The 12817-nt window shown below is 74.4% G+C and carries 12 protein-coding genes; 3 read left to right on the top strand and 9 right to left on the bottom strand.

Features of this window, described 5'->3' with window-relative positions:
- Positions 1-23: 23 nt before the first annotated feature.
- The gene (locus tag ACFPK1_RS04605) at positions 24-1715 is read left to right on the top strand and encodes a metallophosphoesterase (protein ID WP_378019729.1); all 1692 of its coding nucleotides are present in this window, start codon (positions 24-26) and stop codon (positions 1713-1715) included.
- An 82-nt stretch (positions 1716-1797) separates the two neighbouring features.
- Positions 1798-2775, top strand: coding sequence for a patatin-like phospholipase family protein (locus tag ACFPK1_RS04600; protein ID WP_378019728.1), 978 nt, complete (start codon positions 1798-1800; stop codon positions 2773-2775).
- Between the two features lie 60 nt (positions 2776-2835).
- On the opposite strand, the gene ACFPK1_RS04595 is transcribed toward ACFPK1_RS04600, so the two are convergent.
- The 8 genes from ACFPK1_RS04595 to ACFPK1_RS04560 all read right to left on the bottom strand — a co-directional run bounded on the left by ACFPK1_RS04595 (position 2836) and on the right by ACFPK1_RS04560 (position 10268).
- Positions 2836-3258: a glycerol dehydratase reactivase beta/small subunit family protein gene (locus tag ACFPK1_RS04595; protein ID WP_378019727.1), complete on the bottom strand. Its 423-nt coding sequence runs from the start codon at positions 3256-3258 to the stop codon at positions 2836-2838.
- Positions 3255-5093, bottom strand: a complete 1839-nt coding sequence (locus ACFPK1_RS04590; RefSeq protein ID WP_378019726.1) for a diol dehydratase reactivase subunit alpha — start codon at positions 5091-5093, stop codon at positions 3255-3257. Before ACFPK1_RS04590 ends, ACFPK1_RS04595 begins: the two co-directional genes overlap by 4 nt.
- 109 nt (positions 5094-5202) lie before the next feature.
- Entirely contained in the window at positions 5203-5781 is a 579-nt protein-coding gene (locus tag ACFPK1_RS04585; protein WP_378019725.1) for a propanediol/glycerol family dehydratase medium subunit, read from the bottom strand.
- The gene (locus ACFPK1_RS04580) at positions 5778-7490 is read right to left on the bottom strand and encodes a propanediol/glycerol family dehydratase large subunit (protein WP_378019724.1); all 1713 of its coding nucleotides are present in this window, start codon (positions 7488-7490) and stop codon (positions 5778-5780) included. The genes ACFPK1_RS04585 and ACFPK1_RS04580 overlap by 4 nt, the downstream gene beginning before the upstream one ends.
- Position 7491: 1 nt before the next feature.
- On the bottom strand, positions 7492-7917 hold the full coding sequence (locus ACFPK1_RS04575) for a diol dehydratase small subunit (RefSeq protein WP_378019723.1): 426 nt from the start codon (positions 7915-7917) through the stop codon (positions 7492-7494).
- Positions 7914-8816, bottom strand: a complete 903-nt coding sequence (locus ACFPK1_RS04570; protein ID WP_378019722.1) for an MIP/aquaporin family protein — start codon at positions 8814-8816, stop codon at positions 7914-7916. Before ACFPK1_RS04570 ends, ACFPK1_RS04575 begins: the two co-directional genes overlap by 4 nt.
- Before the next feature lie 50 nt (positions 8817-8866).
- On the bottom strand, positions 8867-9271 hold the full coding sequence (locus ACFPK1_RS04565; protein WP_378019721.1) for a GlcG/HbpS family heme-binding protein: 405 nt from the start codon (positions 9269-9271) through the stop codon (positions 8867-8869).
- 343 nt (positions 9272-9614) lie between these two features.
- Complete coding sequence (locus tag ACFPK1_RS04560) at positions 9615-10268, bottom strand: GntR family transcriptional regulator (RefSeq protein WP_378019720.1); 654 nt, start codon at positions 10266-10268, stop codon at positions 9615-9617.
- A 95-nt stretch (positions 10269-10363) separates the two neighbouring features.
- On the opposite strand from ACFPK1_RS04560, the gene ACFPK1_RS04555 reads away from it, so the two are divergent.
- The gene (locus ACFPK1_RS04555; RefSeq protein ID WP_378019719.1) at positions 10364-11818 is read left to right on the top strand and encodes a LuxR C-terminal-related transcriptional regulator; all 1455 of its coding nucleotides are present in this window, start codon (positions 10364-10366) and stop codon (positions 11816-11818) included.
- Here the strand turns inward: ACFPK1_RS04555 and ACFPK1_RS04550 are convergent, their stop codons facing one another.
- A complete protein-coding gene (locus tag ACFPK1_RS04550; RefSeq protein WP_378019718.1) occupies positions 11819-12811 on the bottom strand; it encodes an aldo/keto reductase in 993 nt (330 codons plus the stop codon). It lies immediately after the preceding gene.
- Between the last annotated feature and the right edge of the window lie 6 nt (positions 12812-12817).

Raw genomic sequence — 12817 nt, 5'->3', positions numbered from 1 at the left:
GCGAGGGGCGAACCTGCCCTCTCGTGACCCACACCCCGCCCGGCGGCGCCCCCGACGTCGGCGTCCCCGCGGACCTGGCCGCCCGGATGTCGGTGGGCGAGCAGCACGAGTGGCTGACGGCCCACCTGCGCCGCCACCCGGTGAGCCGGCGGACCGCCCTGCGCGGCGGCGCCGGGGTCGTCGCGGCGATGGGGCTGGCGTCGGCGCCGTGGACGCTCGCGGCGTGCGCGCAGGCGGCGCAGGCACCGGTGTCGGTGGTGGGACGGCACCTCGCGTTCGGCGCCGACCCGCAGCGCCAGGTGGCGTTCGCGGGCGAGCTGACCGCGGCGCCGCCGGCCGGGCCGGTGGTCGTCGACCTGGGCCACGACGGCGCGTTCGGCACGACGCTGCCGGTGGAGGTGCGCCGGCTCGTCTCGCAGGTGCCGCAGGCCGACGGCGCGATCCGGGGCAGCGAGCAGTTCTTCGTGCACGCGCGCGCCGACGGCCTCGCGCCGGGCGAGCGCTACCGCTACCGCTTCCGGCTCCCGGACGGATCGACGACCCCGGAGGCGGAGTTCACGACGGCGCCGCCGCCGGGGTCCACCGAGCCGTGGAGCTTCACCGCGTTCGCCGACCAGGGCGTCGACACGGCGCCGCCGAGCGGGCGCGACGAGTACGCGAACGAGTACACGCCCGACGACACCCGGCGGACCATGACGCCCTCGACGGCGCTGGTCGACCGGGTCGCGGCGCAGCGCCCGGCGTTCCACCTGCTCGCGGGCGACATCTGCTACGCCGACCCCTCGGGCCACGGGCTCCCGGAGCGCAGCGACGGCGGCAGCGGGTTCGACAGCTTCGACCCGACGGTGTGGACCACGTACTTCGGGCTGATCGAGCGCAGCGCCGCCTCCACCCCGTGGATGTTCGCCACCGGCAACCACGACATGGAGGCGCTCTACGACGACAACCGCGCCCGCGGCGCGAGCCACGGCTACGGCGGGCACGCGGCGCGCCTGGACCTGCCGGGCAACGGGCCGGCGGGGTGCCCGTCGGTGTACGCGTTCCGCTACGGCACGGTCGGCGTCGTCAGCGTCGACGCCAACGACCTGTCGACGGAGATCCCGACCAACGCCGGCTACTCGGGCGGGCGCCAGACGGCGTGGTTGCGCGACACGCTGACCGCGCTGCGCGCCGACCCGGGCGTCGACTGGGTCGTGCTGTTCTTCCACCACTGCGCGTTCGCGACGTCGCGCGCGCACGCCTCGGACGCCGGGGTGCGCGCGGCGGTCGCGCCGCTGTGCGACGAGTTCGCCGTCGACCTCGTGCTGCAGGGCCACAACCACCAGTACGAGCGCACCGACCCGATCCGGCGCGGCCGCGCGGCCGTGCGCGCACCCGACGGGGCGACCGTGCGCCCGGAGACCGACGGCACGACGTACCTGTGCGTCGGGTCGGGCGGGCGGCCCCGCTACAGCTGGCAGCCCGGCGAGACCGACCGCTATCGCGGCCACCCGGGCCCGGACAGCGGGACGACGGTGGCGAGCTACGTCGCGCTGGGCGAGGACGCGCAGCAGCCCGAGCAGATCGACTGGTCGCAGGCGCGCTACCTCGACTACGCGTACGTCACCGTCGACGTGGCGCCGGGACCGGGCCGCACCACCCTGACCGTCCGCGCGACCACCGACACCGGCCGCGAGATCGACCGCGTCGTGCTGGAGCGCCGGTCCCCCATGTGAGTGCTTTCCGGCCCCATAACGCGGGAGAGCGCTCACATGGGCCGTTCGGACGATCGACTTGTGAAGCGGGCATGATGCCCGGGTGCGCGCTCATCCGGTCCTGGACGTCCTCGCGGCTCGTCGCGCCGAGGGCACCCTGCCGAGCACCCGTACCGACCCCCACCGCGTCGCCCTGGCCGTCGAGGGCGGCGGGAGCCGCGCGACGTACTCCAGCGGCATGGTCCTGGCCCTCGAGGAGCTCGGGCTCGCCGAGTGCTTCGACGCGGTCTACGGCTCCTCGGCGGGCGCGCTCGCGGGCAGCTGGCTGGTCGGCGCGCAGGCCGCGCACTGCTGCGCCGGCTGGTACCGCCCCGGGCTCATGGAGCGCGTCACCCGGCCCGGGCGCGGGCTGCGCGGCCAGCCGGTGGTCGACGTCGAGTACCTGATCAACACGGTCGGCGAGGAGGTCGTGCCGTTCGACTGGCAGCAGGTCCTCGACGCCGACGTCCCCCTGCACCCCATCGCCACCGACGTCGAGACCGGCGAGGCCGTCGACCTCCACGACACCCTCGTCGACAAGGCGTCGCTGCAGCTGGCCCTGCGCGCGAGCGCCGCGGTGCCGGTGCTCGCCGGCCTGCCCGTCGAGATCGACGGCCGGCGCTACGTCGACGCCGCCGTCGCCGAGCCCATCCCGTTCCGCACCGCGCTCGCCCAGGGCGCCACGCACGTGCTCGTGCTGCGCACCCGCCGCGCCGACCAGACCGCCATCGACGTGACCCGCCTCGAGCGCGCCCTGGTGTCGCGGCTGGGCGCGGTGAACGTGCCGGGCCTCGTGCAGGTCATCGGGTCGCGGCTGGAGAACCGCCGCGCCGACGACTCCCGCCTCGCCCACGCCACCGCGTCGCCGGGCGAGGAGCCCTACCTGTTCGAGGTCCGCCCGCCGAGGGGCGCGGACACCATCAACCCGCTCGAGACCGACCCGGACGTCCTGCGTCGCGGCATCGAGACCGGGCGGAGCGCGCTGCGCGAGGCGCTCGACGTGGCGGGCGAGGAGGCGGGCGAGGAGCGCACGATCGCCTGACGAGGAGCGGTTACTGGCTGGTATCTCTCGTCTGGCGAGAGATACCAGCCAGTAACGCGGTCATCCCGTGCCCGGCACCATCCGCAGCGGCAGCCCCGCGACGATCCGGGCGGCGTCGCCCCCGAGCACGCGCAGGTGAGGGGTCGGCGCTCCTGCGTGCAGCGTCAGCACCGCATGGGGCACGAGCGCGTGCCGGACGACGACGGCCCCGTCGACGCCGACGCCCACCCCGACCTCGAGGCGCGACTCCGACGCGGCGTGGCGCCCGGCGGCGTCGGCGCCCGTGGCCGCGGAGCCGAGCAGCGCGGTCGGGACGCCCTGCTCCTCGGCGCCCGCGCACACCTCGCGCACCACCTCGTCCGGGGCGTCGTCGTGCACCGCGACGAGCACCGCGGGCGGCAGTGCCGGATCGTCGGCGCGGTCGATGCGCCCGTGGCAGCCGGGACCGCCCGACGCCGACACCCCGGACAGCGGGCTGGTCACGATGCGACCTTCTCCGGCCCGGCCGCGGTGCCCGCGTGCGCGTCGACCAGCCCGGCGGCCACCGCGTTGCGCGGGCCCTCGGTGCCGTGGACGTTGCCGATGCCGCACACCACGCCGTAGGGCGCGAGGGCGTCGGCGACCATGCCGGGGATCTCGAAGTCCAGCGCCGACCCGCCCAGCAGCACCACCGAGCCGAGCAGGCGCAGCGAGCCCTGCGGCGCCACCTGCACCAGCGCCCGCAGGGCGTTGACGACGAACACCCGCCGCTTCGCCTCCCGACGCACGGCACGCACCGACTCCAGCGAGCCGCGCACCGGTACCGCCGCGAGCCCGTCGGGGGTCACGGTGACGACCTTGGCGAACACGTGCGGGGGCAGCGGCTCGGTGAAGAACTGCACCGTGCCGTCCTCGTGGCGCACGTGGAAGAAGCTCTCGACCTTGGCCAGCGGGTGGCGCTTGACCGACTCGGCGGCCTCGCGGTCCTCCAGGCCCAGCTCGGAGTCGATCAGCTTGGTGACGAGCTCGCCCGCGCCCGCCACGTGCACCGCCGACACCGCGCCGTCGCGGTCGAGCAGCGCCGCGTCGGTGGACCCGCCGCCCATGTCGATGATCGCGATCGGCACCGACGACCCCGGCGTCGTCAGCGCCCCGCGCACCGCCACCTCGCCCTCGACGCCGCCGATGACCGCCTCGCAGCCGAGCTCGTCGGACAGCGCGTCGGCGACGGCCTGCATGCGGCTGCGGCTGGTGCGCACCATCGCCGCGAGCGCGACGGCGTTCTCCTTCGACACCTCGCCGGCGAGCCCGCCGCGGACCGTGGCCGGGACCAGGGTGTCGACGGCGAGCACGTCGCGGATGCGGATCTCCGAGGACGGCTGCCCGGTCACGTCGGTCATCGTGTCGCGCACGGTCGCGAGCATCCCGCCGACGTGCGTGCCCGCCTCGCCGTGCACGTCGGTGAGCGGGGCGACCCGCCCGATCGCCTCCATGATCGCGTCCGCGCCGCCGTCGACATCGACGTCGAGCGTGCGCCCCGTGCCGGTGAGCGTCAGCGTGCCGACCGGGATGCGCCGGTCGGTGACGTCGCCGGCGGGCGTGCGCACGACGACCGCGGACCGGTTGCCCGACAGCGCGCGGGCCACCGGGGAGACCTGGCGGGTCTGCTCGGCGTCCAGGTCGAAGGTCGAGGCGAGCCCGTAGGAGTCCGACAGCGTGCGGATCGTCCGCCCGGGCGGCGCGACCTCCACCGCCGCGAGCATCCCGAGCGGTACCCGGTCGACCGCCGACACCTCGTCGACCACCGGGATGCGCCGGGAGAGCCGGTTGACGACGAGCACCGCGTCGTCACCGTGCATCACCGCGGCGACGACGTCGACGCCATGCCCGAGCGCGCGGTTCAGCGCGCCCGCGACGTCGTCGAAGTCCGCGCCCGCGCCGACCACGACGACCGCGGGCGTGCCCGGCTCGACCTCGCCGAGCGACTCGAGGGTCACCGTCGTGCCGACACCGAGCCCCTCGCCGCCCGGGGTGTCGGGGTTGTGCCCGATCATCGTGGACTCGGTGATGATCGTCTCGGTGATCGTCTCCATGGCGAGGCCGCTGATCACGGGCGTGGCCTCGTTGAGCAGCACCGTCGCCAGCGCGTCCGACGGGCGCCCGGCGGCCTCGAGGGCACGCCGGACGGCCGTGACGGCCCCGGCGGTGTTCGCCGGGGTGCCCTTCACGCCCGTCGTCGCCGTGAGCGACGAGGCGAGGCGCTCGACGCCGTCGCCCACCTCGGCGATGCACGCCTCGGTGGTGGAGTTGCCGATGTCGACGCCGATGACCAGCGACACGCCTGTCCCTTCTCGCTCCCGTGACGACCGCCGGCTCCCGACGAGGAGCGAGGGTCGCCCTCGCTGCGTCCCGCGCAGCGGAGGCGACCCTCGCTCCCCCACGGGACCGCTAGTCGACCTTGGTGATCACCGGTTCGACCTCGACCGCGTTGCGCTCCTTGTCGATGCAGTCGAACTCCTTGAGGTGCAGCAGCGCCGCCTTGGCCTGCCAGCGCGGGCGGGCCATCTGGTCGTTGCGCGTCGGCACCGGTCGGGGCGACTGCCCCTGCGCGTACTGCGCGGCGTTCGCCCCGATCATGCGGAACACCTCGGCGTCGAGCAACGGCGCCTGCGGGAACAGCTCGAGGTTGCTCAGCCGCGCCAGGTCGCGCTGGTGGAGCACCGTGGTGCCGCGCGACAGCACGCCCACCGCGATGCCCGAGCCCGACAGCTTGGCCCCGAAGTGCGCGATCGCCGCCAGGTCCGCGGTCTTGTAGACCTTGATGACCCGGGCCGAGCCGCCGCGCTCCTCGATGCCCGCCAGGAGCTGGCGGATCACCTCGGCGTGCGGCACGTCGACGATCGTCTTGGTGAAGGGGTCGCCGAACGCCGGCGACAGCGCGATGACGACCTCGTCGGGACGGGTGCCGCGCTCGGCGGGCCCGATCTCGTTCAGCGAGAGCGTGCGGACCGACTCGGTCGTGGTCATACGACCTCCTCCTCGGGGTTCTCGGCGGAGGTGACGTGGCGGAGCTTCTTGAGCTCTTCCCACCGCTCGCCGGTCAGGCGGTAGCCGGTGCCGGGGCCGGCGTAGTCGTTGGCGTCGTTGATCGCCGCCCGCGGGACGAAGCCGGCGTCGAGCACGGCGGCGGTCTGCAGCAGGTCGCCGGAGACGCGCTGGCGCAGGACCTTGAGGTAGTTCTCGGCGACGTCGCCGAACCCGGAGCGCTCGAGGTAGCGCACCAGGTCGATGCCGGTGATGCCCCGCTCCATGACGGAGCGGGCGCCCTCGAGATCGGCGAGCACGTCGCGGTCGGGGTAGTCGTCGCTGGAGTCCGCGTAGGTCGCGGCCTCCACCTCCTCGTCGGTGATCGCCGGGAGGTCGAGCTCCGCGAACAGCGCCTGCATGGCGCGGGCGGCCTTGTTGCGGACCTGCAGGATGACGTCCTCGCGCACGTGGCGCAGGCCGCCGTCGACCTGCATGTCGCGCTGGATGACGTTCCAGTCGTCGTAGTCGTCGGTCTCGAGGTTCGAGCCGGCGAACATGTTGTCCTTGTTCGGCACGGCCGAGTACCCGGAGCACACGAAGTCGGTGCCGGGCAGCATCTGCGGCAGCAGCCGGCTGGTGCGGCGCATCGGCGAGTGCGAGAACGACTGGTCGTTGCCCGAGGCGCACTCGAGGTCCATCCAGCTGGCGACGAGGTTCTCCGCCGCCACCGCGCGGATGCCGCCGGGCACCGCGCCGGGCACGCCGATGCACGAGATCGACCCGTTCTGCAGGCCCTGCACCCCCGCACCCTTGGCCATGAGGATGCAGCGGATCTCCAGGTACAGCATGGAGCGGCCCTCGGCGTTGCCCATCTGCACCTCGGAGCCGGTGCCCGAGGTGAAGCGCATCTTGATGCCGCGGGAGGCGTAGGCCGAGGCCAGGAACGCCTTCGACCAGGGCGTGTCGTCGCCGTCGACGAACACCGACTCGGTGCCGTAGATCGAGATCGTCTCGGCGTAGGCGGTGATGCCGCGCATGCCGAGGTCGAGCTCGGTGGCCTCCTCCAGCGCGCACTGGGTGAGCGTGCCGCCGCGCCCGACCTGGCCGCCGACCTGCAGGCCGATCGCCACCAGCGGCGCGTAGCGCACGACGCCCAGGGTGGTCTCGAGCTCGGCGAACCCGCGCACCGCTCCCTCGGCCGCGTCGGCCGCGACCTGGATCGGGTTGTCCTTGGCGCTCGTCGAGTGGGCCTGGTTGGCCGGGGTCCTCCGCGAGCGGGTCTTCTGGATGCCCATCATGATCTCGACGACGTTCATCAGCTTGACGACGTCGAGGATCTTGGCGGGCGTGAGGCCGCGGCCGAGCGCGACCACGTCGGCGCGGGAGGTCCGCGGGTCGACGATCATGCGCGCGATCTCCACCGACTCGGTCGCCATCGCGGCCTCGCAGGTGTCGACGTCGATCGCGTGGTCGGCGATGAACGTGTCCATGAAGTCGAACTGGTCGCGCGTCCGGCCGTCGAGCTCGACGATCCGGCCGTCCTCGACGCGCACGCTGGGCTGCGGGTCGAAGTCGGACTCCATCGCGACGAGGCCCTTCTCGGGCCACTCCTCGACGAAGCCGTCCAGGTTGACCGGACGGGCCTCGAGGATCTCGGTGCGCTTGGACGTCCGGACGGTGCTGTCCGAGCGGGGTGCCACCGCGGTCATCTCAGGCCTCCTCGGCGAGCAGGTTGCGGGCCGCGTAGACCTGCGCGGCCTCGCGGACGAGGGCGGCGCACGTGGTGGCGGAGTAGGTGTCCTCCAGCCGGGACGCGAGCTCCTCGAGCTGGGCCGCGCTCGACGCGTTGGGGCGCAGCGCGTTGTACATGTCGAGCACCTCGGCGTCGGGGATGGCGGTCATCTCCGAGGCGCGGGTGAAGTTGTCGGCGAGCTGGCGCCGGCCGGCCGCGGCGGCCAGCCGGCCCTGCAGCTTCAGGGTGTCCGGGCTGATGCGCAGGTCCTCGGCGGTGATGTCCCCGGCGACGACCGCGTCCATCGTCAGGTCGTCGAGGCTCTTGCCGGTGGGCGTGTGCAACAGGTCCGGGCGGTTGACCGACAGCGGGTAGTCCGCGGCGGTGAGGTCTGTGCTGGTCACGATGTCTTCTCCTTCGCGCCGTCGGTCGAGGTCAGCACGACGTCGGCCGGGGTGGCGGGGTGGCGGGGGTCGGCGTTGACGCCGGCCTCGGCGGACTCGGGCGTCGGGGCCGGCGCCGGCGAGTCGAGCTCGGCGGGCACCTCGAGGCGCTCGATGAGCAGGATGTAGAGGCCGCCGCCGACGAGGGCGCCGATGATCGGCGCGACGATGGGCAGCCACCAGTAGGGCGTGCCGTCGGCGGTGCCCCAGGCGCCGTCGTAGCCGGTGAGCCACTGGGCCAGGCGCGGGCCGAAGTCGCGGGCGGGGTTGATCGCGTAGCCGGCGTTGGTGCCCCAGGCGAAGCCGATGCCCAGCAGCAGGAGGCCGACCATGAGCGGGAGCAGCTGGCCCGCCGCGCCCTGCAGGGTCGCGATCAGCGCGAACAGCACGAACACGAGCAGTGCGGTGCCGACGACCTGGTCGAAGAACGCGGTGCCGACGCCGTGGTTCGGCAGCGTCGAGAAGATCGTCTGCGACGCGGAGGTCAGGCCCGGGTCGACCGCGACGATGCCCGAGTTGTAGACCGCGCGGGTGACCAGCGCGGCGAGGAACGCCCCGAGGAACTGCGCGGCGATGTAGGGCAGGACGCTGCGCCAGGGCAGGTTGCGGTAGACCGCCATGGCGATCGTGACCGCCGGGTTCAGGTGGCCCGCGCCGAGGCGGCCGGCCACGTAGATGCCCATGATCAGACCGGCGACCCAGCCCCAGGTCAGGGTGGCCCAGTCGCCGGCGTCGCCGCCGGACACGACCATCTGCGCCACCGAGGCGGTGCCGAAGATGATCAGAATGAAGGTGCCGGCAAACTCGCCGACGAGCTCGCGGGTGAGGGGTGAGACGGACTGTCCAGCGGGACGGGCCACGGGTGTCTGCTCCTGGCGGGGTGGGTCGGCGAGGGGGTGGAGCCGCGTGCTCAGGACTTGATGGCGGCGGCCGCGGCCTCGGCGACCTGCACGTCCTGCTCCGCCGAGCCCGCGCTGACGCCGACGGCGCCCACCAGCTCGCCGTCGCGGTACACGGGGACGCCCCCGCCGAACACGACCATGCCGCCGGCGGTCTGCTCGAGGCCGTAGAGCTCGGCGCCCGGCTGGACCAGCGACATGAGGGCCGCGGTCGGCGCCTCCATGAGGATCGACGTCGTCGCCTTGCGCTGGGCGATGTCGATGCTCGCGCGGATGGCGCCGTCCTGGCGCGCGAACGCCACCAGGTGCCCGCCGGCGTCGAGGATCGCGACGTTCATCGGCTGGCCGATCTTGTCGGCCTCGGCGAGCCCGGCGTCGAGCATCCGACGGGCGTCGGCGAGGGTCAGTCCGGGCATGCGGGGTCCTCCGACCGTTCGGGGCAGGGAGTGGTCGCCCCGCGCCCGACCGGTCGTTGCGGGGACCGGTCGGGCGGGGCGGCCGGGCGACGGCCCGGCGACGCAGGACGCTAGGTACTCCGATCGGATCCGGGCCACGGGGACTGTCCCCACCCCCGGGGATGGGGGATCTCCCCTACATCGCTCGGCCGCCCGGCTGATGGCGCAGCGCCGTGTCAGCGGAGTGCCGTCGCAGACACTGGACGTCCGTATCGCCACGCGCTCGATCCGGGGCGCGGCGGCCGATCGGACCAGCGGGAGCGGTCGGCGCCCCTTCGGCCGGCGCCCCGCCCCGCCCCGACGGCTAGCGACCCACGACGGAGACGCGGGTCGCGTCCAGGTGCACGCGCAGCCGGAGGCGCGCCTCCTCCGCGTCGCCCGCCCCGAGCGCGGCGACGATCGCCTCGTGCTGGGCGAGGATCGCCCGCGGGCGCGTCGGGCCCTTCTCGAGGGAGCCGAGGTTCATCCGCAGCTGGCGGTCGCGCAGCGAGGCGTAGAGCTCGAGCAGGATCGGGTTGTGCGCGCTCTCGACGAGCGTGATGTGGAACCGGCGGTCGGCCTCGGCGAAGGCCTGCTCGTCCTCGGCGGCGAGCGCCGCGCGCTGGATGTCGAGCACCGCGTGCAGCGCCCCGCTCACCACCGCCCGGTCCTCCTCGGGCGCGGCGCAGAGCTTGGTGAGCGCGTGGCCCTCGACGAGCTCCCGCGCCTCGAGGACGGCCTCCACCTCACTGGGGGACACCGCCACGACGAGTGCGCCGCGCTTGGGGAACAGCCGGAGCAGCCCCTCGGCCTCCAGGCGGAGGAACGCCTCCCGGACCGGGGTCCGGCTCATCGCGAGGGTGTCCGCGACCTGCCCCTCGGTGATCAGGTCGCCGCCCGGCAGCGACCCGTCGAGGATTCGTGACTTCGTGTCGCGGTACGCGCGTTCCTTGGCGGACAGCCCGCTGATCCCCGTCACCGCACCGCCCTTGCCGTCGAGTCCGCGTGACCCTACTCTCACCACATCGATGCATCTTGTATGCATCATGCGTCCGACGTCGAGGAGGACTGCCCGTGACCGTCGCAGCAGCGTGGAACGCGCTCCCGGTGATGCCGGGGACGGTCGCCCCGCCGCCGCGGTCCGGAGACTCCCGCTCCGTCGAGACCGACCCCCTGCTGGGCCGGCTCGCCGACCACCTCGCCACCCTGACCGGCGGCGCCGGCTGGGTGGTGCGCGTCGACCAGGCCGCCGGGTCGTGGACGGTCGTCGCCGGCGTCGGCACCGTGCCCGACGAGGTCGTCGCCCGGATGCTCGCGTCCGGTGACCCGGTGCTCGAGGGGTCGGTCCTCGCGGTGCCCGTGCGACGCGGCCCCCGCATCGTCGGCGCCTGCCTGGCCACCGCCGGGCGCGACGGCGGCTTCTCCGACGCCGACGTCCACCTCGCCGAGCTCTTCGCCGACTACGCCGCCCTCGCGCTCGCCGACAGCGGCGTCCTCGGCGGCCGCACGCTCGAGCAGGCCGTGCGCCAGGAGCTGGACTGGGTGGAGGCCCACGCACCCACCCGCGCGGACCTCGTCACCGTCGGCGCCGGGAGCATCCCCGACGAGATCGCCGACGAGGTCTTCCGGATGACCCAGGAGGCGCTGCTCAACGCCGCGGTGCACGCCGGCGCCGAGTGCGTCCGGGTCGGCGTGCTGCACGGCCCCGGGACGCTGACCGTGCTGGTCGAGGACGACGGGTGCGGGTTCGACACGAACGACCGGCACCAGCACGCCACCGCCGGCGCGCGCCTCGGGCTGCGCGCCATGGCCGCCCGCGCGCGGCGCCTCGACGGCGAGCTGGAGATCGACAGCGCGCCCGGGCACGGCGCCCGGCTGCGCCTCACGCTGCCCTGCTCGTCGGCGCCCCCGCCCGTGCCCGGCCGCACCCGCACCGGCGTGCTCGTCGCCGCGGTCCGCCCGGTGGTGCGGGCGGGCGTCGTGCGCCTGCTGCAGCTCGGGGCGCCCGGGCTGGGGATGGTGTCCGAGGTCGACGGCGCCGACGACCTCGTCGGCACCTGCCGCCTGCTGGGTCCCGACGTGCTGGTCGTCGAGCACGACCTGCTCGGCGACGACCTCGTCGTCATGCTCGACCGGCTCGCGGCGCTGCCGGACCCGCCCGCCGTCGTGCTCCTCGCGGGCGACTGCGCCGACGAGCGCCTGCGCGTCGCCGTCGGCGCGGGGGTGAAGGGCTGCGTCGACCCGGACGCGGACGACACCCGGCTCGTCGCCGTCGTCAGCGCCGCCGGCCGCGGCGAGACGCTGCTGGCCGACGACCAGCTCGAGCGCCTCGCCGCGCCGTCACGCACCGCCGGGGCCTCGGCGATCACCCCGCGCGAGCGCGAGGTGCGCACGCTCGTCGCGCGGGGCTTCACCGACCGCCAGATCGCCCGCGCCCTGACCATCTCGGCGAAGACCGTCGAGAAGCACGTGGGCTCGCTGCTGCGCAAGACCGGCACGCGCAACCGGACGATGCTGGCCGCGCTGTAGCTAGCGGCCCGCGCCGATCTGCGCGCGGGCGATGCCCGCGAGCGCCGCGAAGCCCGAGACCGGCCGGAACGACTCGGCGGCCGCGGTCAGCGCGGTGTACTCGTCCTCGGCGAGGGTGATCTCCGCGGCGGCGCAGTTGCTCTCGAGCTGGGCGACGCTGGACGCGCCGGGGATCGCGACCACGACGGGGTGGTGGATCGTCCACGCCAGCGCGATCTGCGAGGGCGTCGCGTCGTGGGCGTCGGCGACCGCGCGCAGGGTCTCGATCAGCGGGGTGATCCGGCGCAGGCTCTCGGGCAGGAACACCGGGCGCAGCGAGCGGACGAAGTTCTCCGGGCGGTGGTCGGCGTCGTACTTGCCCGAGAGCAGCCCCTGGGCGAGCGGGCTGTAGGCGAGGATCCCGCGCCCGGCGGTGCGGGCGTAGGGCAGCAGGTCGGCGTCCGGCTGGCGGGAGACGAGGCTGTACTCGACCTGGTTCGAGATCACCTGCGTGCCGAGCGCCGTCTCGGCGCCCTGCCAGCGGTCGAGCCCGTAGTTGCTGACGCCGACCTCGTCGACGACGCCCGCGGCCTGCAGCGTCCGCATGCCGGCCATGGTCGTGCCGTCGCCGACGACCGGGTTGGGCTGGTGCACCTGGTACAGGTCGATCTTGCGACGCAGGCGGGCGGCGCTCGACGTGCCGCGCTGCACGACGACCTGGTCGACGGGCAGCACCGGGAAGATCTTGGTGGCGACGACCGTGGTGGCCGGGTCGGCGTCGGCGCGGTCGAGGGCCTCGCCGAGGATGCGCTCGCTGCGCCCGAAGCCGTAGGCCTCGGCGGTGTCGAACACGGTGACGCCGAGCTCGAGGGCGCGGGCCACGATGCGCGAGGCCTCGCTGTCCGGGCCCTGCGCGTAGTCGGCGCCGTAGCCCCACTCGCGGGACCCGAACTGCCAGGTGCCCAGGCCGATCGCGGACCACTTCTTGGCCGTCGGGAGGTCGAGGTAACGCATGCCCTC

The sequence above is a fragment of the Actinomycetospora rhizophila genome (genome assembly GCF_042657905.1).
In the GTDB taxonomy this organism is placed as follows: Bacteria; Actinomycetota; Actinomycetes; order Mycobacteriales; family Pseudonocardiaceae; genus Actinomycetospora; species Actinomycetospora rhizophila.
The sequence above is the reverse complement of the archived record's forward strand: the minus strand, read 5'-3'. Positions and strand labels throughout refer to the sequence as shown.

What these genes read in the sequence shown, in the direction of transcription:
- ACFPK1_RS04550 (WP_378019718.1), bottom strand. Translation starts at nt 12,811, where the DNA reads ATGCGTTACCTCGACCTCCCGACGGCCAAGAAGTGGTCCGCGATCGGC.
- ACFPK1_RS04565 (WP_378019721.1), bottom strand. Translation starts at nt 9,271, where the DNA reads ATGCCCGGACTGACCCTCGCCGACGCCCGTCGGATGCTCGACGCCGGG.
- ACFPK1_RS04580 (WP_378019724.1), bottom strand. Translation starts at nt 7,490, where the DNA reads ATGACCGCGGTGGCACCCCGCTCGGACAGCACCGTCCGGACGTCCAAG.
- ACFPK1_RS04585 (WP_378019725.1), bottom strand. Translation starts at nt 5,781, where the DNA reads ATGACCACGACCGAGTCGGTCCGCACGCTCTCGCTGAACGAGATCGGG.